Origin of the sequence: Streptomyces sp. NBC_01298 (genome assembly GCF_035978755.1) — a bacterium.
Classification (GTDB): Bacteria; Actinomycetota; Actinomycetes; order Streptomycetales; family Streptomycetaceae; genus Streptomyces.
On record NZ_CP108414.1, the window covers coordinates 8,218,586 to 8,239,054 of the forward strand.

22 protein-coding genes and 3 pseudogenes are annotated in these 20,469 nt (G+C 71.3%); 16 read left to right on the forward strand and 9 right to left on the reverse strand.

What is annotated here, in order from left to right; all coding sequences use genetic code 11:
• Positions 1–42: 42 nt before the first annotated feature.
• The 6 genes from OG730_RS37565 to OG730_RS37590 all read left to right on the forward strand — a co-directional run bounded on the left by OG730_RS37565 (position 43) and on the right by OG730_RS37590 (position 3,564).
• Positions 43–492 carry a DUF2267 domain-containing protein gene (locus tag OG730_RS37565; protein WP_327308467.1) on the forward strand — a complete coding sequence of 150 codons (450 nt, stop codon included), beginning with the start codon at positions 43–45 and terminating at the stop codon, positions 490–492.
• A gap of 79 nt (positions 493–571) precedes the next feature.
• Positions 572–958: a hypothetical protein gene (locus tag OG730_RS37570; RefSeq protein WP_327308468.1), complete on the forward strand. Its 387-nt coding sequence runs from the start codon at positions 572–574 to the stop codon at positions 956–958.
• A gap of 110 nt (positions 959–1,068) precedes the next feature.
• Positions 1,069–2,115 carry a YihY/virulence factor BrkB family protein gene (locus tag OG730_RS37575; RefSeq protein ID WP_442815144.1) on the forward strand — a complete coding sequence of 349 codons (1,047 nt, stop codon included), beginning with the start codon at positions 1,069–1,071 and terminating at the stop codon, positions 2,113–2,115.
• Between the two features lie 293 nt (positions 2,116–2,408).
• On the forward strand, positions 2,409–2,822 hold the full coding sequence (locus tag OG730_RS37580; protein ID WP_327308469.1) for a phage holin family protein: 414 nt from the start codon (positions 2,409–2,411) through the stop codon (positions 2,820–2,822).
• Positions 2,819–3,301 (forward strand): DUF3618 domain-containing protein, encoded by a 483-nt coding sequence (locus OG730_RS37585; RefSeq protein ID WP_327308470.1) that lies wholly within the window; start codon positions 2,819–2,821, stop codon positions 3,299–3,301. The genes OG730_RS37580 and OG730_RS37585 overlap by 4 nt, the downstream gene beginning before the upstream one ends.
• The gene (locus tag OG730_RS37590; RefSeq protein WP_327308471.1) at positions 3,298–3,564 is read left to right on the forward strand and encodes a DUF4235 domain-containing protein; all 267 of its coding nucleotides are present in this window, start codon (positions 3,298–3,300) and stop codon (positions 3,562–3,564) included. Before OG730_RS37585 ends, OG730_RS37590 begins: the two co-directional genes overlap by 4 nt.
• Before the next feature lie 204 nt (positions 3,565–3,768).
• Here the strand turns inward: OG730_RS37590 and OG730_RS37595 are convergent.
• The 3 genes and pseudogenes from OG730_RS37595 to OG730_RS37605 form a co-directional block, all read right to left on the reverse strand.
• Positions 3,769–4,494: pseudogene (locus OG730_RS37595) on the reverse strand (catalase-related domain-containing protein); the annotation flags it as partial.
• A pseudogene (locus tag OG730_RS37600) lies at positions 4,461–5,249 on the reverse strand (IS481 family transposase); the annotation flags it as partial. The pseudogenes OG730_RS37595 and OG730_RS37600, both read right to left, overlap by 34 nt.
• Before the next feature lie 105 nt (positions 5,250–5,354).
• On the reverse strand, positions 5,355–5,969 hold the full coding sequence (locus OG730_RS37605) for a flavodoxin family protein (RefSeq protein ID WP_327308472.1): 615 nt from the start codon (positions 5,967–5,969) through the stop codon (positions 5,355–5,357).
• A 136-nt stretch (positions 5,970–6,105) separates the two neighbouring features.
• Between OG730_RS37605 and OG730_RS37610 the strand changes: the two genes are divergently transcribed.
• The 4 genes from OG730_RS37610 (at position 6,106) to OG730_RS37625 (ending at position 8,057) form a co-directional block, all read left to right on the forward strand.
• Complete coding sequence (locus OG730_RS37610) at positions 6,106–6,594, forward strand: hypothetical protein (protein WP_327308473.1); 489 nt, start codon at positions 6,106–6,108, stop codon at positions 6,592–6,594.
• A gap of 168 nt (positions 6,595–6,762) precedes the next feature.
• Positions 6,763–6,945 carry a hydrophobic protein gene (locus OG730_RS37615; RefSeq protein WP_327309577.1) on the forward strand — a complete coding sequence of 61 codons (183 nt, stop codon included), beginning with the start codon at positions 6,763–6,765 and terminating at the stop codon, positions 6,943–6,945.
• A gap of 225 nt (positions 6,946–7,170) precedes the next feature.
• Positions 7,171–7,524 (forward strand): PRC-barrel domain-containing protein, encoded by a 354-nt coding sequence (locus OG730_RS37620; RefSeq protein ID WP_327308474.1) that lies wholly within the window; start codon positions 7,171–7,173, stop codon positions 7,522–7,524.
• Between the two features lie 209 nt (positions 7,525–7,733).
• The gene (locus OG730_RS37625) at positions 7,734–8,057 is read left to right on the forward strand and encodes a plasmid stabilization protein (RefSeq protein ID WP_327308475.1); all 324 of its coding nucleotides are present in this window, start codon (positions 7,734–7,736) and stop codon (positions 8,055–8,057) included.
• Between the two features lie 611 nt (positions 8,058–8,668).
• On the opposite strand, the gene OG730_RS37630 is transcribed toward OG730_RS37625, so the two are convergent.
• Complete coding sequence (locus OG730_RS37630) at positions 8,669–8,899, reverse strand: DUF6480 family protein (protein WP_327308476.1); 231 nt, start codon at positions 8,897–8,899, stop codon at positions 8,669–8,671.
• Positions 8,900–9,318: 419 nt separating this feature from the next.
• On the opposite strand from OG730_RS37630, the gene OG730_RS37635 reads away from it, so the two are divergent.
• A complete protein-coding gene (locus OG730_RS37635; RefSeq protein WP_327309632.1) occupies positions 9,319–9,732 on the forward strand; it encodes a hypothetical protein in 414 nt (137 codons plus the stop codon).
• 75 nt (positions 9,733–9,807) lie between these two features.
• On the opposite strand, the pseudogene OG730_RS37640 reads toward OG730_RS37635, so the two are convergent.
• A pseudogene (locus OG730_RS37640) lies at positions 9,808–10,116 on the reverse strand (HAD family hydrolase); the annotation flags it as partial.
• Positions 10,117–10,418: 302 nt separating this feature from the next.
• A complete protein-coding gene (locus OG730_RS37645) occupies positions 10,419–11,783 on the reverse strand; it encodes an NAD(P)/FAD-dependent oxidoreductase (protein WP_327308478.1) in 1,365 nt (454 codons plus the stop codon).
• A 204-nt stretch (positions 11,784–11,987) separates the two neighbouring features.
• Here OG730_RS37645 and OG730_RS37650 point away from each other — a divergent pair, with 204 nt between their 5' ends.
• Positions 11,988–12,941, forward strand: coding sequence for an AraC family transcriptional regulator (locus OG730_RS37650; protein ID WP_327308479.1), 954 nt, complete (start codon positions 11,988–11,990; stop codon positions 12,939–12,941).
• 15 nt (positions 12,942–12,956) lie between these two features.
• Here OG730_RS37650 and OG730_RS37655 read toward each other — a convergent pair whose 3' ends face one another.
• Together OG730_RS37655 and OG730_RS37660 are read right to left on the reverse strand one after the other, a co-directional pair.
• Complete coding sequence (locus tag OG730_RS37655; protein WP_327308480.1) at positions 12,957–13,334, reverse strand: STAS domain-containing protein; 378 nt, start codon at positions 13,332–13,334, stop codon at positions 12,957–12,959.
• A 173-nt stretch (positions 13,335–13,507) separates the two neighbouring features.
• On the reverse strand, positions 13,508–14,236 hold the full coding sequence (locus tag OG730_RS37660) for a VOC family protein (RefSeq protein WP_327308481.1): 729 nt from the start codon (positions 14,234–14,236) through the stop codon (positions 13,508–13,510).
• A 289-nt stretch (positions 14,237–14,525) separates the two neighbouring features.
• On the opposite strand from OG730_RS37660, the gene OG730_RS37665 reads away from it, so the two are divergent.
• The 4 genes from OG730_RS37665 (at position 14,526) to OG730_RS37680 (ending at position 19,001) form a co-directional block, all read left to right on the forward strand.
• Positions 14,526–15,197, forward strand: a complete 672-nt coding sequence (locus OG730_RS37665) for a HemK2/MTQ2 family protein methyltransferase (RefSeq protein WP_442815236.1) — start codon at positions 14,526–14,528, stop codon at positions 15,195–15,197.
• Positions 15,181–15,450, forward strand: coding sequence for a CDGSH iron-sulfur domain-containing protein (locus OG730_RS37670; RefSeq protein ID WP_327308483.1), 270 nt, complete (start codon positions 15,181–15,183; stop codon positions 15,448–15,450). The genes OG730_RS37665 and OG730_RS37670 overlap by 17 nt, the downstream gene beginning before the upstream one ends.
• Positions 15,450–16,505, forward strand: coding sequence for an iron-containing redox enzyme family protein (locus OG730_RS37675; protein ID WP_327308484.1), 1,056 nt, complete (start codon positions 15,450–15,452; stop codon positions 16,503–16,505). The genes OG730_RS37670 and OG730_RS37675 overlap by 1 nt, the downstream gene beginning before the upstream one ends.
• Before the next feature lie 90 nt (positions 16,506–16,595).
• On the forward strand, positions 16,596–19,001 hold the full coding sequence (locus OG730_RS37680) for a phosphoketolase (protein WP_327308485.1): 2,406 nt from the start codon (positions 16,596–16,598) through the stop codon (positions 18,999–19,001).
• A gap of 167 nt (positions 19,002–19,168) precedes the next feature.
• Here OG730_RS37680 and OG730_RS37685 read toward each other — a convergent pair whose 3' ends face one another.
• Positions 19,169–20,263, reverse strand: coding sequence for a carboxylate-amine ligase (locus tag OG730_RS37685; RefSeq protein ID WP_327308486.1), 1,095 nt, complete (start codon positions 20,261–20,263; stop codon positions 19,169–19,171).
• Positions 20,264–20,469 lie beyond the last annotated feature (206 nt).

Consider the following 20,469-nt stretch of genomic DNA (forward strand, 5'->3'; position numbering starts at 1 on the left):
CCGTCCACGACACGGATCTTGACGAGAAAGGCATCCGCAGCCATGCACGACCAGCTTCGAGCGAATCCGCACCAGGCGGTCATGACGTTCGACCAGATGCTGGAACGCGTCCGCTACGAAGGCGTCTACCCCACCCGCGAACGCGCCGAGGAGGTCATCCGGACAGTCCTCGCCGCGCTCGGCCGGCAGGTAACCGGCGACGAACGCGTCGACCTCGCACACTGCCTGCCCGTCGAGGCCGCGTCGGCCTTGACCGCGCAGATCCCCGACTCGCAGCAGCTGACCGGCTGGGGCTTCGTCAAGGACCTGGCCGCCCGCACCGGCAGCACCCCGGCAACCGCCCGCTGGAACGTCGGCGCCGTACTCACCGTCGTCGCCCGCCTCGCCGGACCCGACCTCCTCGCCCGCATCCTGCGTCGGCTCCCCGGCGGCTACGCGCTCCTCTTCGGCCAGGCAGAACTACGCCGCCAAGCAAGGATGCCCATGCCCTGAACGCCGGGCGTCCCTCCGGCGACCCCGTCGTGCCCCGACCACCATGTCTGGGAGGGAGCGTGCGGGGCAGGCGGGGGGCATGAACGAATCCACTGCGAACACCGCTAGCAGCTACTACGTCACCGTCCGCGGGGAGCGGTTCACCTGTGGCGGAGTCACCGGCCTGGGCCCTCAGGGAGACCTCGGCCTGCCCGGCCAGGAGCTTACGGTCGTCCTCGACGACTGCGTGCTCACCGACGTCCCCGGGGCGCAGGACTGGGCCCTGTCCTGCGCCCCGGCCGAGCCGAGCCACGTCAAGATCGAGGAGATCCGGCTCGGCTCGGAGGCCCCGCTCACCACGTGGTACCTGATCGATGCCAGGCCGGACGCGATCACTGACGACAGCACGACGGCGACCAGCCACGAAACGCGGATCGGGCGGCTCACCATGCACGCCGCGAAGATCTCCCCGGACATGCCGCAGTGACCTGATGGGGCGGGAGACCGACCGGGACACCGTGAGGCGTCGAAGGCTGAAGCCCGCGACTCGCACGCCTTCGCTGACATGAGCGGCGCAAAGCTGGAAAGCCGCCGGGTATGACACGCACATCGATGCCAGGCCCCGGTGAAGACGATCAGGGCGGGGAAGCAGGCCGCGCGAGCACGGCAGGGCCGGATCCGCGGGTGGAGGAGCGGGCGCCCGACCGGCCGATCGAGCTGTCGAAGCGGTCGTGGAAGGCGGTGCTGCGCGGCACCGTGAAGGAGTTCAAGGACGACGAGTTGGCTGACCGGGCCGCGGCCCTCACCTACTACGGCGTCCTGGCGCTCTTCCCTGCACTGCTGGTGCTGGTGTCCTTGCTGGGCATCGCGGGGGAGTCGACGACGAATCAGGTCCTGGACAACCTGCGGAAACTCGCGCCCGGCTCGGCCCGGGAGGTAGTCAGCGACGCGGTCGAGCAGATCCAGGGCCACTCCGGCGTCGGATCGCTGCTGGCGATCGTCGGGCTCGTCGTCGCCGTGTGGTCGGCGTCCGGTTACATCGCGGCGTTCATCCGTGCGTCGAACGCCGTCTACGACGTGCCAGAGGGCCGCCCGGCCTGGAAGATCCTTCCGCTGCGCCTGGCCCTCACCGTCACGCTGATGGTCCTGGCCTGTGCCGGCGCGCTCATCGTGGTCTTCTCCGGCTCCCTGGCCCGGCAAGCCGGTGCCGCCCTGGGGATCGGGGACACGGCCCTGACCGTTTGGTCGATCGCGAAGTGGCCGGTCCTGGTCCTCCTCGTCACGATCATGATCGCGATCCTTTACTGGGCCGCCCCGAACGCGAAGGGCCGCGGCTTCACGTGGGTGACGCCGGGCAGTTTCCTGGCGCTGGTCATCTGGATGGCCGCCTCGGCCGGCTTTGCGCTCTACGTCGCGAACTTCGGCTCCTACAACAAGACCTATGGCACCCTCGCGGGCGTCATCATCTTCTTGGTGTGGTTGTGGATCACCAACGTGGCGAGCCTCCTCGGGCTGGAGTTCGACGCGGAAATGAGCAGGCAGCGGGCGATCGCCGGCGGACTTCCTGAGGACGAGGAACCGTACGTAGAGCCCCGCGACACCCGCGCCTGGAGCGACGGCGACCACCGCCGGATGGAGCACTGACCCGGTGGCCGACCCGGGTTCGGCTACGGCCGCCCGAGGGGACCGGAACCTTCGCGGCCGTACCGGCCGCGCCCTTGGCAGATGCCGACACGGTTCTTCGTGACGTCCGCTGCCGTGTGGGTGGCGGGGCCGTTGCGGGGTAGTCGCGCCATGGCGAAGACACGGACATCGCAGCAAGGAGGTCCCGCCATGGCGGCGCACCACGCGGGTTGGGCACCAACCCTGCCCGAACGGCATCGAGTCGGTGAACACGACTTCGGCGTCCGAATCCAGGAAGGCAAGGTGCCCTCATCATGAGCACGGCAGACCGAGAGACCCGCGCCTCCGATGACTCGGTGGCCGTCCTGGTCTCACGCGCATCGCAGCAGATTTCCGCACTGGTGCGCGAAGAGATGCGGCTGGCCCGTTCGGAGATGTCCCACAAGAGCAAGCGTTACGGGAAGGGCGGCGGCCTCTTCGGCGCCGCAGGGCTCCTCGGCATCCTGGCACTACAGGCCCTGGCAGCGACCGGCATCGCCGCGCTCGCGCTGGTCCTCCCGGTGTGGGCGTCCGCCCTCGTCATCGCCGCGGTCCTGGGCTTGGCGGCAGCGGCGGCCGCGCTGGCGGGCAAGAAACAGATCGCGCAGGCCGGGCCGCCGGCTCCCGAGCAAACCATCGAGAGCGTCAAGTCCGACTTGGCCGAGATCAAGGAGAAGGCACACCGATGAATGACGATGCTCGAACCAACATCGGCATCCCTGTACCAGGCGCCAGCGACTCCGCGGAACTGCGCGAGCAGGTCGAGCGCACCCGCGACGAGCTCGGCCGGACCGTCGAGGCCCTCGCCGCGAAGACCGACATCAAGGCGCAGGCGAAGGAGAAGACGGCAGCCATCAAGGACCAGGCCGCCGACACGGCAGCCCTGGTCACCGACCAGATCCGCGAAAAGGCGGGTCAGGCCGCCCAGCTGGTGAGGGACACCACGCCCGATCCCGTCCTGGAGAAGACCGCGCGGGCCGCGAGCCAGGTACGGGAGAGCGCGGCCAAGGCGGGCCAGTACGCGGCGGACAAGACCCCCGACCCGCTCCTGGAGAAGGCTCGACAAGCGGCGACCGTCGCACGCGTCAACCGGACGTCGCTCCTCGCGGTGGGAGCCGCAGCGGTCATCCTCCTGTTGGTGCGCCGGAGTCGAGGACGCCGCCGATGAAGGCATCCAAGATCGCCTACAAGCCGGTCGGGATGGCCCTGGGCGCCGTGAGCGGCATGATCGCGGGCGCAGCGTTCAAGCAGGCGTGGAAGGTCATCGAAGGCGAGGGCGACGCTCCCAACGCGACCGATGAGGAGCGGTCCTGGAAGCAGATCCTGCTCGCCGCGGCCGTCCAAGGCGCGATCTTCGCCGTGGTCAAGGCCTCGGTGGACCGGTCGGGAGCTGTGGCCGTACGGCGCCTGACGGGGACCTGGCCGGGCTGACCCGCTGCGGTGCCGGCCACCTTCCCGAGGGGGCCGGCACCGCGGCGCCCGCAGGGCGCAGCTCCCGGTGGCCCCGACTCGTACGACGCGAAGCCCACCGCCAGGCCGGGCTGGGGCATGGGAGCCGCTGTGGAGGGCCATTCGTCTCCGTGCCCGTCCATCGCCGCGCGCCGACCGTCCGTGACCCCGCCCCGCCGGTTGGCTTCAGAGCGAGGTGGGGAACCTGTCCCAGGCACGGTGTTCCCTCAGCCCCTGGGTGATGCCCTTGAGGGCGGCGGCGGGGCTGCTCGCGAACGCGGTTCCGGCATCATCCTCCTGGATGCCGGCGGCTTGCAGGACGCGGGCCGAGTCGTTCCAGCCGCCGATGGCCTTGCCGTGCCGGTGGGCCTCCGCGAGCAGCAGAAGGACTCGGGGGTCGGGGCCACCCGGGTCCGGGTCTGCGGCCTTGGAGTCGCGGGCGCCGCGGGCATCCGCCGCGGCGCCGGGCCCGCCGGCGAGGAGCAGGGCATCGAACTCGGTGGAACGGGTGGCGGCGAACGTCCGCTGGACCGTCACCGGATTCCTCCCGGTTCCGAGGGTGCCGCCGGTGGGGGCGATCACGAGGGGGACCATCCCGGCCTTCAGGACGGCGTCCCGAACGGCACGGACACCCTTCAGATCGGAATCGGCGTCGGCGACGATGCCGATGACGCCTCCGTCGAGCGGCCAGGTGCCACCGAGCTGGGACAAGGCCGGGCTCGGGGCCGGGTCGGTGCGGGACCGGCTGGGCGCGGGCGCGGGCGCGGGAAGTCCGAGCCCGGTGGCCACCTCCTCGCACAGGTGCGGGTCGATGTTCGCGAGGACGGTCAGGGCGCGTTCCTTGACGGCCTGTTCCGAGCACTTGGTGAGTTCGAAGGTGTACGCGGCGATGATGTGCTCGCGCTCGACCGGGCGATGCCGGCCGTGGTGAGGGTCCGGGTGAAGAGCTTGGATTTGTAGCAAGCACCGTTGTCGGTCAGGACGCGTTCGACGGTGATGCCGTGGGCGGCGAAGAAGGCGTTGGCCCGCTCCCAGAACCCTGTGGCGGTCTCCTGCCGTTCGTTGGCCAGGACTTCGCTGTAGGCGAGGCGGGAGTGGTCGTCGACGGCGGAGTGGATGTAGGCGTAGCCGATCACCGGCGTGCTGCTCTTGCGCTGGTTGGTGGTGGCCTGCCGGTTTCGGTCGCCGGCCGTGCGGCCCACGACGCGCCAGCCTCCGCCGTCGGGGATGTTGCCGAGTTTCTTGATGTCGACGTGGACGAGTTCGCCGGGCCGGTCGCGTTCGTAGCGGCGGATCGGCTGGCCGGTGGGACGGTCCAGCCAGGCCAGGCGGTTCAGGCCGTGGCGGGTCAGGATCCGGTGCACGGTCGAGGCGGGCAGGCCCAGGATCGGGCCGATCCGGGCAGGGCCGAGCTTGCGGCTGGTGCGCAGGTCACAGACCCGGGCTTCGACCGCGGGGCGAGTGCGGTGTGGTGTCGTGTGCGGGCGGCTGGAACGGTCGTGGAGTCCGGCTTGGCCTTCAGTGCGCCAGCGGCGGATCCATTTGTGGGCCGTGGGCCTCGATATGCCCATCTCCGCGGCGACATGCGCGACCGGCCGACCGGCCAGGACACGTTCGACCAGGATCCGCCTGCCGTGAACGGTCAGCCGGGCATTACGGTGGGACACGAAGACCTCCGTTGTGCAATGGGTTCCTAGACAGCTCCCACCACACCGGAGGTCTTCGCCATGGTCAAGACCCGGCCCTGTTAGCAACGCTCGTGATCCATACACCTAGGCCGGCGGGTAGGGGCTGGCCTTGAGCCGGCGGGCGAGGTGGGCGGTGTTGGCGGCCAGGGTCTTGGTGGTCGTGGCGGTCTTCTCGGGGGTCTTGTCGAGGTCTTGGTAGTCGGTGTGCTGCATGGCCTCGCCGACCCAGTAGGTGACGGCGTTGGGGGCGAGGGAGAAACCGGCGTCGTTGAGGCCCTGGTAGAGGTCGGCGCTGACCTTGTGGGCGCCGTCCTCGTTGCCGACGACGCAGACCGCGGCGACCTTCCCGTAGGTGAGCATGCGGCCTTCCTCGTCCGTTTCGGAGATCTCGGCGTTGAGCCGCTCCATGACCTTCTGGGCGATGCTGGAGGGGTGTCCGAGCCAGATCGGTGTCGACAGGACGATGATGTCGGCGCCCAGGATCGTGTCGCGGATCTCGGGCCAGGCGTCGCCGTCGCCGAGGTCGGTGCTGATTCCGGTCTTCACGTCGTGGTCGGCGATCCGGATGGTCTTTCCGGTGACTCCGTGGTCGGCGAGGGCGGCCATCGTCTGCTCGGCCAGCAGTTGAGAGCTGGACGGCTTCGGGGACGGGGACAGGGTGCAGACGAGGGCGACAGCCCGCAGGGGTGTGTTGTTCATGTACGCCCGGCTACCCCGTCCCCCGAGGCTGATATCAGCCCCGAGTGGCGTGGCGGGGAGCATGACGAGCTCGTCGTGAGGGCGGGCCGTGCCGGACAGGGGGCATGTGCCGTCGGTGCGGGGGTACGCGTGCGGCATGCACGGACATCATGCGCGTCCCACGAGCACCTTGTTCCGTACGACTTCATCCTGCGAGGAGTCCGCGGCGGGCGCGGGCCGGCACGCGGGCGGGGGAGGGATACTCCGTCGGCTGCGCCGCCGGATCCTCGCCTACCAGCACGTCGAGCTGCTGTCCTCGCGCATTCCCGGGGACACCGGCACCGGCGACGAGGTCTTGCTCCTCGTCCACGTCCGCAAGGTCGTCGGGGAGGTCCACTACCGGATGTGCCTCACGTGCGCCGAGGCCGTGATCACGGGAGTCGACATCGACCCGCGCTTCCTCGGCACGGGCCTGGACACCCGAGCCTTGTCCCACCTGCGGGCACGTCATCCGGGACTCGCCTGGCACAGCACGCTGAACCTGCGCGGCACCCGCGACCTCCTGCGCCGATCGCGCATCCTCGACGGCAATGAGGCGTGCCACCACCTACGCCTCCAGACGGTCCAGACTCAACCGGCCTCCTGACCGTCGCCGGGCTGGAGGGCACGCACCCATCAGGTGGTCCCTCGGTATGGGGCGGGCTTTCGCGTGGGCTGATCGCCGGCTGGTCCTCGACATGTCCCGGTGCTCACATCATCGATGGACGTGCCGGTTCGAGTTCGTACGCATGGTCAGGCAATGGGCGGGCATGCGATGTCTCGGAGGTTGATAAACATGGTTCCCCTGCTTCTTGTTTTTCTTTTGATTCTGATTCTTTTCGGTGCGGGATTCGCGATCAAGATTCTCTGGTGGGTTGCGATCGCGGTACTCGTACTGTGGCTGATCGGATTCGTCGCTCGCCCGAAGAGCGGTAGCGGCCGATGGTATCGCTGGTAGCCGCTGTGTAGCGGCGCAGTTCAGATGTGGAGTGCCCGCTCACCTCCAAAAGTCGACGTCCGTCCCGGCCCGAATGCGGCCGGGGTGTGTGGGGGTGAGAAACCGGGGCATGCGATGGCCTGGAACGGAACGGGAGTTCCGTCGTGTACGCAATGAAAAATAGGGAGGATCGGTGGGGAAAGCACTTTCCTCGCCCCTTCCTGCAGACCTGAGGAGTTGTTTCGTATGACTGAGAGTGTTTGGGGTTACCGTGAGGCCTCCGGCCGTCTGGCCGGCGCCGATCTGACCGGATACAAGGTCGAGGCGACGGACGGTTCCATCGGCAAGGTCGATAAGCACTCCGACGAGGTCGGGTCCGCTTACATCGTGGTCGACACCGGCCCGTGGATCTTCGGCAAGGAAGTCCTGCTGCCCGCGGGCACGATCAGCCGGATCGACGCGAGCGACGAGAAGATCTTCGTGGACCGGACGAAGGAGCAGATCAAGAACGCTCCCGAGTTCGACCAGGACAAGCACCTCGGCGACGCCGACTACCACCGCCAGGTTGGCGGCTACTACGAGGGGCCGCACCGGCTGTGACCCGAGTGGAGACGGACGCGCGAGGCGGGGGCGGCAACCAGTCGGTTGCCGCCCCCGCCTCTGTCGCATCCGAGGCCCAAGCATCTCTGCGTCCTTTTCCCCGGCGAGTCGAGCACGGGTCCGGGTGTGAGCCGCGTTCGTGTGGGCAGGCGCAGTGCGGGTCCGGGGGATCCCCGCCGGGCCGGCACGTGACGATTCGAGGAGTGGCCATGCCTCGTGGCTCCAGTCCCAAGCGTGAGCGGCAGTACGAGCACATCAAGGAGAGCGCCGAGGAGCGCGGTGAGAGCACGAAGCGCGCGAAGGAGATCGCGGCCCGCACGGTCAACAAGGAGCGCGCGCGTGCCGGAGAGTCGAAGACCGCCAGCCGGTCCTCGATACAGGACATGTCGTCCTCGAAGCGGGGTGGACAGCGCTCGCACAGCGGCGCGCAGGGCCCCACGAAGGAGCAGTTGTACAACGAGGCGAAGCAGCGCAACATCGAGGGCCGCTCCAAGATGGACAAGGCCGAACTCAAGCGCGCCCTCGGCCACTGACGACGAGGACGGGAGAGCACCATGAGCGCGAAGGACCACGGCCGCAAGCCGACCCCTCCGTCACAGGCGCCCGGGGAGAGCGGCGATCCGGAAGCCCGGAGAGAAGCCGGAGAAGCCGTGCTGCCCCGTTCGAAGCGCGGCGAGGCCGGCGACGCACCGACGCCGAACACCGACGCACAGCGCCGCGCCGCCGGGAAGACGGAGGAGGGACGGGGGAGCGGGAGAACCGGTGGCCGTTCGGCCTGAGGCGCCTCGTTACGAGGAGGACATCCGCAACGTAGCCGCGGCCGATGCCTCCTTCCTGTAACCCCGGCCTACCCGCAACCCTCCAACCAGGGTCCACCTCTGGGCTGTTCAGGGTGTCGCCCTGCATGCGAAGCAGGGCCTGACGCCCGTACACCTCCGGTCCGCGGGCCTCTCGGGCCAACGGGGGCTACTGCCCGCGCAGCGCCGAGACGCACGGCTTGTGCTCCTCTACTTCGAGCTGCTGCCGGGTCCGCGGCGCCAGCTCGGCGCACGCACGCGGGTAGTCCCCAAGTCCCCACCGGGCAGGGCCCGCTCGAAGTCCTGTGCCGCCTGCGTCGCGTCCCACCCGGACCAGCGCCCCCGCCTTACAGGTTCAGCATGACGGCGTAGGCGAGGAAGAACAGGGCCACCACGACAGCCAGCAGGCAGATCAGTACGAGCGGCCCCTTTCCCCAGCCGCGGGTGAGGGGGCGATAGGGACCTGCCCCGGACCCGGTGCTCGACTCGCCGGGCGGTGTCTCCTCGGGGCGTACGCCGCCCTCCGAGCCCTGGCTCGTGTCGTCGCGTGCCGGCTCCGGCTGTGGGAATTCGGTCATCGCGCTGCCACCTCGATTCCTGTGCCGGCCCCGGCCCGGCGGCCCACCGACGTCAGTGCCGGGTGCCGATGACGAGCCGGTGCCATCGAGCGCCTACCCGTAGTCGACGGCCGCAGTCGCATGGGCCGCGGGGAGGGCGGACGCGAGTCGGGCCCGGGGCCGTGTGCCGGGCGCCCGAACGGGAAGGCGCCCACCGGGTCGGCCCCTGTGCCCGGCCAAGCCGTTTCGCGATCCGTGCAGCAGGACCGAGAGGAGACGCTCCCATTAAGCGCCACGCCACTGACCCACACCGTCTGCTCGGCATCTACCTCAATGACCACCTCGCCGGAGCGGGGGCGGGGGTAGCCCTCCTCAAGCGGACCACGCGGGCCCACGAAGGCACCGATGCCGGGCCGCGCCTGGCAGCCCTGGCCAAGGAAGTGACCGAGGACCGCGACAGCCTGCGCGAGGTCATGCTGGCTCTCGATGTCCCGGCGAACAACCTCCGCGGACTCCTGGGCGCCGCCGTGACGCAGGCGGGGCGGCTGAAGCCCAACGGCAGGGTGTTCTCACGCTCGCCCCTGAGCGACGTCCTCGAACTGGAGGCCGTCAGGGTCGGCGTCGAAGGCAAGAAGGAACTCTGGCGGACCTTGCACACACTGGCCCCCTCGAACCCGTACCTGGACGCGGAGGCCATGCGCCGGCTGCTGGCACGTGCCGAGCGCCAGGCCGACATCCTGGAGACACTGCGCCTCGCTGCCGTGAACCGCGCCTTGCGCGGTGCACCCCGGGCGGCGCCGACCGATCCGCGTCACGGCGCCGGGCGGGTGACGAAGGCACGGTGGGCGGCGTAGAGAGTGGTGTCGCGGGTCCTCCAGCCCTCGCAGACGGCTGTGGGGTTCACGCGGACGGCACCGCGGCGAAGGGGCCCAGCCCGCCCCGGACAGGGTCCGCAGGAGGTCGGCCGCCGAGTCCAGGGCGGGAAGCCGGTCGAAGTACGTGGCGTACAGGGTGTCGTGGGCGGCGCTCATCAGCTCGTCCTCGCCACGCTCCCGGTCGCCTTCGAGGAGATGATCGAGGAGGTCTTCGCCCGGCAGGCCGATGGCGCGGTGGATGGCGTGCATCGGTACGTGGTGCCCGTGCCGGCGCAGGGCTTCCCACCAGGAGACGACGTGGAGGTGATTGGTGTCCGCGAGGGTGCCGTCGACGTCGAAGAAAGCGGCGCGGTTGCGGCTCATGGCGGCGGTCTCCTCACAGGTCGCGGATCCGTTGTCCCACAGCCCCCCGGACGCCGGCTTGTACGGCGCGCCTGCCCGGTGTGCCCCGCTTCATTCCGGCGCTCGGCCCGGTCAGCTTCCCTCGCCGTCCTCCGGTGTCCCCCACGACCCCGCACGCCCGCGCCCCGCGGGGTTCTGCTCGGCCGCCGGATTGATGGGGCCGCGCACCGGGCGGGTGACGGCGGCCCGTCCTGGGGCTTCTCGCGGACGCGGCGAAGCAACGGCATCCTGGGTACGCCCGTACCGGCTGCCTGCCGGAGCCGTCAGGCTCCGCCGGCCGCCGTGCGGGCCCGTACCTCCTCCGGGGCGAGGTACTGATCGGTGTGCTCGAAGTCGCGCAGCGTTCCCGGCTTGTACGTCTGGAAGCCGGTCCGGACGAAGTCGTCACCGGCCACGGCGTTCAGGAGCCAGTTCGTCATCACCCGGGTCTTCGCGGCGCCGGTGCGCAGCGCCGCCCAGTGGTAGCCGCGGGCCACGGCCTGGGCGGGCATGCCGCGCAGGTCGATGCCGAGCGGGCGGGAGACGCCGTCGCGGCCGCCGAGGTCCACGACGAGGCCGAGGTCCTTGTGGACGTACGGGCGCGGCGGCGTGCCCCGCAGCGTGGCGACGAGGTTGTCGGCGGCGACCCTGCCCTGGCGCTCCGCGTGCTGTGCGGTGGGCGGGCACACCGCGCCGTCCCCGCCGCCGGCCAGGTCGGGCACGGCGGCGGCGTCACCGAGCGCGAACGCGCCCTCCGCCCCCGGCACCCGCAGGTCCGGGGCGACGACGAGCCGGCCGCTCTTGGCGGTCTCGGCGCCCAGCGTGGCGATGAGCGGGCTCGCGGCGACCCCGGCCGTCCAGACGAGGGTGCGGCAGGGCAGTACACGCCCGTCGGTGAGCGTGACGTCCTCGGGGCCCGCCTTCGCGACGGAGACGCCGAGCGAGACCTCGATGCCGCGGCCGCGCAGCACGTCGAGGGCGGCCCGGCCCAGCCGGTCGCCGAGCTCCGGCATCAGCTTCGGGGCCACGTCCACGAGGTGCCAGGTGATCTCGCGCCGCTCCAGGCGGGGGTAGCGGCTGACGGCGTTCTTGGTGAGCCGCTCCAGGGCGGCGGCCGTCTCCGTGCCCGCGTAGCCGCCTCCCACCACGACGAAGCCGAGCCGCGAGGCCCGCTCCGCCGAGCCCGGTGCGGCGGCGTCGGCCAGGTCGAGCTGGGCGATGACGTGGTCGCGCAAGTGGGCCGCCTCGGCCAGCGTCTTCATGCCGCGGCCGTGCTCCGCCAGGCCCGGGATGTCGAAGGTGCGGGTCACGCTCCCCGGGGCGAGCACCAGGTGGTCGTACGGCTGGTCCACCAGCTCCCCGGTGATCTTCCGGATGACGCAGACCTTGGCCCGGGTGTCGACGCCCACGGCCCCGCCGGGCACGATGCGGGTCCGGTGGCGGCGGCTGCGGCGCAGTGACACCGCCACGGACTGGGGTGTGAGCACCCCGGAGGCCACCTGCGGGAGCAGGGGCAGGTAGAGCTGGTAGGAGAACGGAGTGACCAGCAGGATCTCCGCCTCCCCGGGTGACAGCGTCCGCTCCAGGCGGCGTACGCAGGCGACGCCGGCGAAGCCCGCGCCGACGACCACGATCCTCGGTCGTGTCATGGTGTCCGTCCCTTCTCAGGTGTACGGGTCCCCGGTACGCCTGCCCCGGAAGGCCGTTCATCCACGCGGGAGGCGAGGCCGACGGCCGGTGCGAGAACGGAATGAGTGGCCGCAAACCCTGTCACCGGCTCCGGGGGGACGGCGTCATACTGGGTGCGACATCCCGGAGGAGGGCGCCGAGTCGTCGGGGAGAGGGAGTAGACGGTGGAGAGCCTGCTTTTCGACAGCGGAGACCTGGAGGCCACGCAGGAGTTCCTGTCCTCGGCCTACACCCCCATGCGGATCGGCGGCCGCCCCGCGGACACGCGTGCGCGGATCTTCCGTAGAGCGGTGGGCGGGCTGAGCGTGGACCAGCTGGCGCTCGGATACACCATGGCCTACGACGCGGACTGTCTCGGCAAGGTGTGCCTGGTGACGATGCACGCCGGGACGATCGTGGACACCACCGGCGGCCGGGAGGAGGTGTTCGGCCCGGGCGAGACCTTCCTCCTGGCCCCCCACGACCGGCCGTACGCGGGACAGGTCCGGGAGGCCCGGTACACGATCACGATGTTCGATCCCCGGCTCCTGGGCCGGGTCTCCTCCCTGCCGGCGGGCCGAGGGGTGCGGATCACCGGAGCCCGGCCGACCGCACCGGCCGCGAACCGGCAGCTGGGCGCGGCCGTCGCCTATCTGCGCGACCACGTGCTGGACGAGGCCGCCGCGTCCGGCGACGGCAACCGACTGGTGGTCTCCACGGCTGCCCAGCACCTGGCGGCGACGGTCCTGGCGACACTGCCGAACACCACGTACGCCGAGCGGCGGGACCCGAGGGACGGCCGCGACGCCGGCAGCGGCACCTGGCGCCGCGCCGTCGAGTTCATCGAGGCCAACGCACATCGCGACATCGCCCTCGCCGACATCGCGGCGTCGATCCCCGTCACGCCGCGTGCGGTCCAGTACGCCTTCACCCGCCACGCCGGCACCACGCCGCTCGGTCATCTGCGCCGCGTCCGGCTGGCCCGTGCGCATGCGGAACTCCTCGCGGCGGACCCGGCGTCCGGGGCGACCGTTTCCGGTGTGGCCGCCCGCTGGGGCTTCGCCCATCAGGGCCGTTTCGCCGCCGCGTACCGGCAGGTGTACGAGGTGGCACCGTCGGTCACCCTCGGTACGAGGTGATCCCGACGGGCCGTGTCAGAACGCGGTCGCGGACCGGTCCGTGCCGTCGCCCACCGACTCGGTGATGTCGAAGACGGTGTCGGCGCCCGTGATGCTCAACAGGCGCGAGAGCTGCGGGCTCGGCCCCGCTAGGGTCAGCGTGCGCCCGCTCTCCGTACACATCAGGCGTGCCTGCAGCAGCGCGTTGAGCCCGGTGGAGTCGCAGAAGGTGAGCCCGGCGAGGTGGATGACGACGCGGGCGGGGGCGTTGACGCCGGTGCAGGCAGCCGACAGCACGGCGCGGAAGGCGTCGACGTGGTCGAGGTCCATGACACCGGTGAGCGTGATGAGGGTGGCATCGGGGCGAGTGCGGACCGTGACGTTCTGGGGACTTGGGGGGTCGGTCGGGGTCACACCACTCCTTACTCCGGATTCGGTCACGCAACCGTCCGCGGCAGCGGGTGCGACCGGTCCGGCTTCGCTCGTCTGCGTGGTTCGACCGTAGCCGCGGCAGATGGAATCGACAGCCCCGTGAACGACGAGAACACCTTCTTCGTTTAACGGACCGCCGACCGGGCGGAAGGCCCTCACCCCTGCGGTGCCAGGATGGTGAACAGGCCCCCCTCGGGGTCTCGGAGGGTGATCCACCGGTCGGCCGCGGAGGTTTCCACGGGGGAGACGGGCCGCCCGCCCGCGCTGGTCGCGGCCGTGACGGCGGCCTCCAGGTCGGGCACCCGGAAATGGACGTGCCACCGGGGCCGCACGTGCGGGTCGGGGTCCTCGTCCACCGCTCCGCCGCTGATCCGTGCGACCGTGTCATTGCCGTGGCGCAGGACGACGTGGTCGTGTTCGAAGGCCGCGGCGCAGGCCCCGGGTCCCTCGCCGGCCCAGTCCAGGACCTCCCCGTAGAAGATGGCGGCCGCGAAGGCGTCACGCGTACGGAGCTCCAGCCAGGCCGGAGCAGGGCCGCGGCCCACACGCCAGTCCCGCAGGACCGCGCCCTGCCAGAGCCCGAACACCGCCCCGGCGGGGTCGGCGGCCAGTACGGCCCGGCCCGCGCCGAAGGCCAGGGGGCCGACGGCCACGGTCGCACCGCGCTCGCGGATGCGGGCGGCGGCGAGGTCGGCGTCGTCGGCGGCGAAATACGGTGTCCAAGCGGCGGGCAGTGACAGATCGTCGGCGAGCATCCCGAAGCCGGCGACCGGAGCGCCGTCACGGTGGGCGAGCGCGAACCGCTCACCGAAATGGGTGCCGCGGAAGGTCCACCCCAGTACCGAGCCGTAGAACCGCCGGGCGGAATCGAGATCCCGGGTCATCAGGCTCACCCAGCAGGGAGCGCCGCGGACCTCATGACTTGCCGTGGTCACAGCTCCGGGCCGCATCATGGCGCTCACCTCGCAGGGGGATGCCTCCACCGTAGCCTCCGGCGTCCGCCGCCCGGGCGCGCGCCGGCCCGTGTCGCGCGTGCCCTTTCCGTCTGAACCTCCGAAGATCGACGCCGCCCCGGATGACGTGCTCCGGACGGGGCAGGCGCAGTACCCGATCACGTTCCGGCGGCCGCTCCGAGGCCACGGCGAAACCGGAGGTACGGTGTCCGATACCGCTCTGACCTCGGCTGCGTTGCCCGGCCGCCTCTTGGCCCCGCAGGGCGTCTACCAGCCGCAGGCCGATACCCGGCTCCTTGCCGATGCCCTCGCGCGCGAGGACATCGGCCCCCGGACCGACCTCCTGGAGATCGGAACGGGTACGGGCGCACTGGCCCTGCACGCCGCGAAGAGGGGCGCCCGCGTCACGGCGGTCGACGTGTCCTGGCGGGCGGTGGCCACGGCCCGGTGGAACGCCCGGAAGCTCAGGCTTCCCCTCAGGGTGCTCCACGGAGACTTCGAGGCACGCACGGTGGGACGCCGATTCGACGTGGTCGTCTCGAACCCCCCGTACGTCCCGGCTCCGGGGAGCCGGCTGCCGACCCACGGACCTGCGCGCGCTTGGGACGCGGGACTCGACGGACGGGCGGTCATCGACCGCATCTGTGCGGGCGCCCCGGCCCTCCTGCGGCCCGGCGGGGTCCTGCTCATGGTCCACTCGGGCATGTGCGGGGCGGGAAAGACCCTCGCCCGGCTCACCGGCGCGGGGATGACCGCGGAGGTCACCGCGAAGGCCGAGGTGCCCTGGGGGCCCGTCCTGCGCTCACGCCGGGCCTGGCTGGAGCAGAGGGGTCTGGCGGACGCGGCGGAGCAATGGGAAGAGTTGGTGGTCATCCGTGCCCGAATCCGCTGACGACACCGGCGCCGACCGCCCTCGCCGCGCCGCGTTCAGTGAGGCGGGCGCACGTCGGGTGTCGGTCGAGCCCGGTGGCCCGGTCATGGTGGAGGGCCCCGTGGAGATCGCCCTCGAAGACGGGACGGTGGCCCGGTCCGACCGGTTCGTCGTCGCGGTGTGCACGTGCCGCCGCAGCCGCACCTACCCCTGGTGCGACACCAGCCACCGTCGCCGTGAACGACCGGCGCCGCCCGACGACAGGAGCCCTTGATGACCCTGACGCCCACGACCACGCCCGGCACCAGTGCCCCGCCCCCCGCCCCCGGTCCCCGCCTCGCGGACGGGCGGGGCGAACTCTCCGACTCCGTGATCGCGGCCCTGACATCGGGGGCCCCACCGGTGTACGCCCCCGGCACGGTGCTGAAGGCGGATCCGTGGGGCGAGGACCTGCAGCTCGCCCTCTACCTGCTGTACGAACCGCACTACCGGGGCTTCGAGGGAGTGGACGACGCCCGGGAATGGGACCCTGACCTGCTGCGGCTGCGCCGGACTCTGGAAGACCGGTTCCTGCACGCCCTGCACGCGGAACTCTCCGACGGGCCCAGATCGGTGGAGGACGCCCTCGCCCCGCTCCTGGTAGAACCCGTGGACCTCTCCGACAGCCTCAGCCACCACCTCGAAACCGAGGGCGAGCTCTGGCAACTGCGCGAGTACGCGGCCCTCCGCTCCCTCTACCACCTCAAGGAGGCCGACCCGCACGTGTGGGTGATCCCCCGGCTGACCGGCCGGGCGAAGGCCGCGATGGTGGCCATCGAGTACGACGAGTTCGGAGCCGGGCATGCCGACCGCATCCACGCGCGGCTCTTCGCGGACCTCATGACCGACCTCGACCTCGATCCCGCGTACGGCCGCTACGTGGAACAGGCCCCGGCGTCCCTGCTCGCGACCGTGAACCTGATGTCCCTCTTCGGTCTGCACCGGGCCCTTCGCGGCGCGCTCGTCGGGCACTTCGCGTGCGTCGAGGTCACCTCTTCCCCCGGCTCCAGGCGCCTGGCCAACGCCATGCGGCGCTGCGGGGCCGGGCCGGCCGCCGAGCACTTCTACGCCGAGCACGTCGAGGCCGACGCGGTGCACGAGCAGGTCGTGCGCCACGAGGTCATCGGAGGACTGCTGGCCGACGAGCCGGGGCTGGAACCCGATGTCGCCTTCGGCTGCGCGGCGACCGTCCTCCTGGAGGACCGCCTCGCGACCCACATCCGTACGGCGTGGACGCGGGGAGCCAGCGCCCTGCGCACGCCTCTGCCCGGCCACGTCACCACCGCATAGGGCGGATGCGGGTGTGCGCCCGGTTCAGGAGGACGCGACGGGGCAGGCGCGAGGGTGTCCCGTACGTACCCGACGATTCGGAGCCGTGTCGTGACCCCCTCCGAACAGCCCCTCCAGCAGAACGACCGGAGCCCTGCCACCCGAGGTCCTGCCACCCGAGGTCCTGACACCCGGAGTCCTTACGCGAGGGCAGCCGACTACGTGGCGGCAGCCCTGATCTTCCTCCAGGACAACGTCCTTCTGGAGGAGCCGCTGCGGCCGGAACACGTCAAACCGCGGCTGCTCGGGCACTGGGGCACCTGCCCGGGCATCACCGCCGTGTACCGCGCCCTCAACGTCCTGATCCGGGAGCGCGGCGCCGACGTCCTCCTGATCACCGGGCCGGGCCACGGGGCGCCCGCCGTGCACGCCAACCTGTGGCTCGAAGGCACCCACGGGGACCGGGACCCGGAGCTGGCCAGGACAGGGCCCGGCCTGCGCGAACTGGCGCGGCGCTACTGCGCCCCGGACGGCTTTCCGAGCCACCTCTCCCCGGCGGTACCGGGCACGCTCCACGAGGGCGGCGAACTCGGCTACGCCCTGGCGACGGCCTTCGGTGCCGCCCTGGACGCCCCTGACCGGATCGTCGCCTGCATCGTGGGCGACGGCGAGGCGGAGACCGGTCCCACCGCCGGGGCCTGGCACTCCACCAAGTACCTCGACCCGGTGACCGGGGGAGCGGTCCTGCCCTTCCTGCACCTCAACGGGTTCAAGATCTCCTCGCCGACGGTCTTCGCGACGATGTCGGACGGGGAACTGGACGCGCTCTTCCGCGGCTACGGCTGGGACCCGCGGATCGTGGACGTCACCGGCGACCCGCCGGGAGAGCCCCTGACGGCCGCCGTCCTCGACGCGTACGGCGCCATCCGCGAGCTCCAGCGCCGTGCCCGAAACGGTGACCGGCCGTCCCTCCCCGCCTGGCCCATGATCGTGCTGCGCAGCCTCAAGGGCCGGGGCGCCCCCGAGGAGGTCGAGGGGACGGCGATCGAGGGGACCTTCCACGCCCACCAGGTGCCCCTGCCCGAGGCCCGAGAGGACCCCGTACAGCTACGAGCACTCGAAGACTGGCTGCGTTCCTACCGGCCCCGCGAACTGTTCGACGCACAGGGGCGGCCCACGGCCGGGGTGCTCGCCGCGATCCCCGAGGGGGACGCTCGCATCGGTGCCCAGCCCGCGGCGAACGGCGGCACCCTGCGCCGCCCCCTCGATCTGCCGCCGCTCGAACCGCACGCCGTCCACACCGGCGAGGGCCCCGGGAAGATGACGGCGAGCCCCACCCGGGTCCTGGGCGGCTGGCTGGCCGACCTCATGCGGAACACGGCAGTGAGCCGGGACTTCCGCATCGTCTCGCCGGACGAACTGGCCTCCAACAAACTCGACGCGGTACTCGCCACCAGCGGGCGCGCGTACCAATGGCCGGCCGAGGAGTACTCCGAGGACCTGACCCGGTCGGGAAGGGTGATGGAGGTACTGTCCGAACACAACTGCCAGGGCTGGCTCCAGGGCTATCTGCTCACCGGCCGGCACGGCCTCTTCCCCACCTACGAAGCCTTCGCGGCCATCGTCGACAGCATGGCCAACCAGCACGCGAAGTGGCTGAAGATGTCCCGGGAGGTCCCCTGGCGCGCGCCGGTCAGCAGCCTCACCTATCTCCTCAGCAGTGAGGGCTGGCGCCAGGAACACAACGGATACAGCCACCAGGGACCGGGATTCATCAGCAACCTGCTGAACCGGAAGAGCACCGTCACCGGCGTCTACCTGCCGCCCGACGCCAACACCCTGCTCGTCACCATGGAACGTCTCCTGGACGAGACGGGAAAGATCAACGCCGTGGTGGCGGGAAAGCACGAGGCCGCCCAGTGGCTCGACCTCGACGCCGCCCGCGCCCACTGCCGGGCCGGCGCGTCGGCCTGGGCATGGGCGGGTACTTACGGGGGCCGGGACCCGGAGGTCGTCCTCGCCTGCGCCGGAGGCATTCCCACCGTCGAATCGCTGGCCGCCGCCGAACTCCTGCGGCGCGACCTCCCCGATGCCCGGATCCGCTTCGTCAACGTCGTCGACCTGTGCGGCCTGGCACCGCCGGACCAGCACCCCCAGGGCATGCCTGACGAGGAGTTCCAGAGGCTGTTCGGCGGCACGACCCCCGTCGTCTTCGACTTCCACGGCTACCCGTCCGCCGTCCACCAACTGCTGCACGGGCGGCCGAACCCCGACCGCTTCCACGTCCGCGGATACGTCGAGGAGGGCACCACGACCACCCCGTACGACCTGCTCGCGCTCAACGGGACGACCCGTCAGGACATCGCCGCCGCCGTCCTGGAGCACCTGCCCGCCCACGCGGGCAGGGCCCGCCGACTCGCCGCGCGGTACGGGGAGCACCGCGACCGGCTCCGGAAGGAACTGCGCGGCACCGGTGTGGACCCGGCGGAGATCACCGAATGGAAGTGGGGGGCGTGACCGGCCCCGGCCCCGTCCTCGTGCTCGGCGCCGGCTCCGCCAGCTTCCACCTCGCCGTCCTGGACGACCACGACGAGGTCAGCCTCAGCGGCAGCGTCGACCCCTGGCACGCTCCTCTGGCTGGTGAGTGGGCCCATGGGGGGCTGGGGGACGGATGGGCGAGGGAGTCAGGCCACGGAAGTCGCACTGGTGATCAGGGCGAGCAGTCCGGGCAGTCCCCCTTCGGCCCAGGCGCGGCGTTGGCGGTCGGCGGGGGTGCCCTCCCGCAGGAGCCGGTGGACCAGGGCGCTGACCTCCCGGAGATCACCGGCTTCCTCCAGCGCCGGGGTGATGTGGCGCAGGAGGGAGCAGAGCACGTCTCCGCTGCTGTGCGGGTGGCCGTACGGATCCAGCAGGGTCCGGTTCAGTCCGTGCCGGGCCGCGTGCCAGTTTCCGGCTTGCAGGAGTTCCTGGTCGCCCATGCTCAGGGGTGCGCCCGCCTTCTCCTCCGCGATCGCCGTCGCGACCAGCGCCCGTACGATGCCGGCGAGCATGACGGCGTCATCGGGCCGGAGCTGGACGTCCAGGCAGCGCACCTCGATGGTGGGGTAGCGGTCGGAGAGACGGGCCTGCCAGTACACCTGACCGCGGTCGGCGATCATTCCGGACTCCACCAGGGCTTCCAGGCGCCGTTCGTAGTCGGTGAAGCCGTCGAAGACGGGCGGCGGGCCGCTCACCGGCCAGCGTCCGAAGATGATGGTTCGCCAGCTGGCGAAACCGGTGTCCCGCCCATCCCACAGAGGTGAGTTGCCGGACATGGCGAGCAGTGCGGGCAGCCAGCCACGGATCCGGTTCATGACCGCGATGCCTGTTTCGGCGTCGGGGATGGCCACGTGGACGTGCATGCCGCAGATCAGATGCTCGTCGACCAGCTGCCGCGCTTCCCCCTCCATGCGCAGGTAGCGCCGGGTCGGGGTCACGGGTACGGGCAGCGCCCCCCGGAAGGGTGCCGTACCCGTGGCGGCGATCCGGCAGCCGTTCGCCTCCGCGGCGGAGGCCACCGCATGGCGCAAGCGCAACAGGTGGCCGCCCACCTCGTCCAGGCTCGAACAGACGGGAGTGGCCACCTCGATCTGGGCCTGGAGCAGCTCGTCCTGGACCTCGGCCCGGTCGGCGAGCGGACCGAGCCCCGCTGTGCGGCGGACATCCTCCACCCGGGACGCCGGCAGCCCGGTCACCGGGTCCACCAGTACGTACTCTTCTTCGACGCCGACCGTGATCACGTCCCGCGACTACCCCGCAACGCCTTGATCACGCCCCCGGGGCACCGAGGTCAGGGTGTGAAGAGGACCTTGACGGCGCCGTCCCGCTCAGTGGCGGGCTTGCAACCGCCGGAGGTGTGGCGGGACCAAGACCCGCATTCGGTTTGGGATCCGAAGAACGGGCCACAAGCGTGGACAGGGGAGTCCGCGGCGGTGAGCGCGCAGGG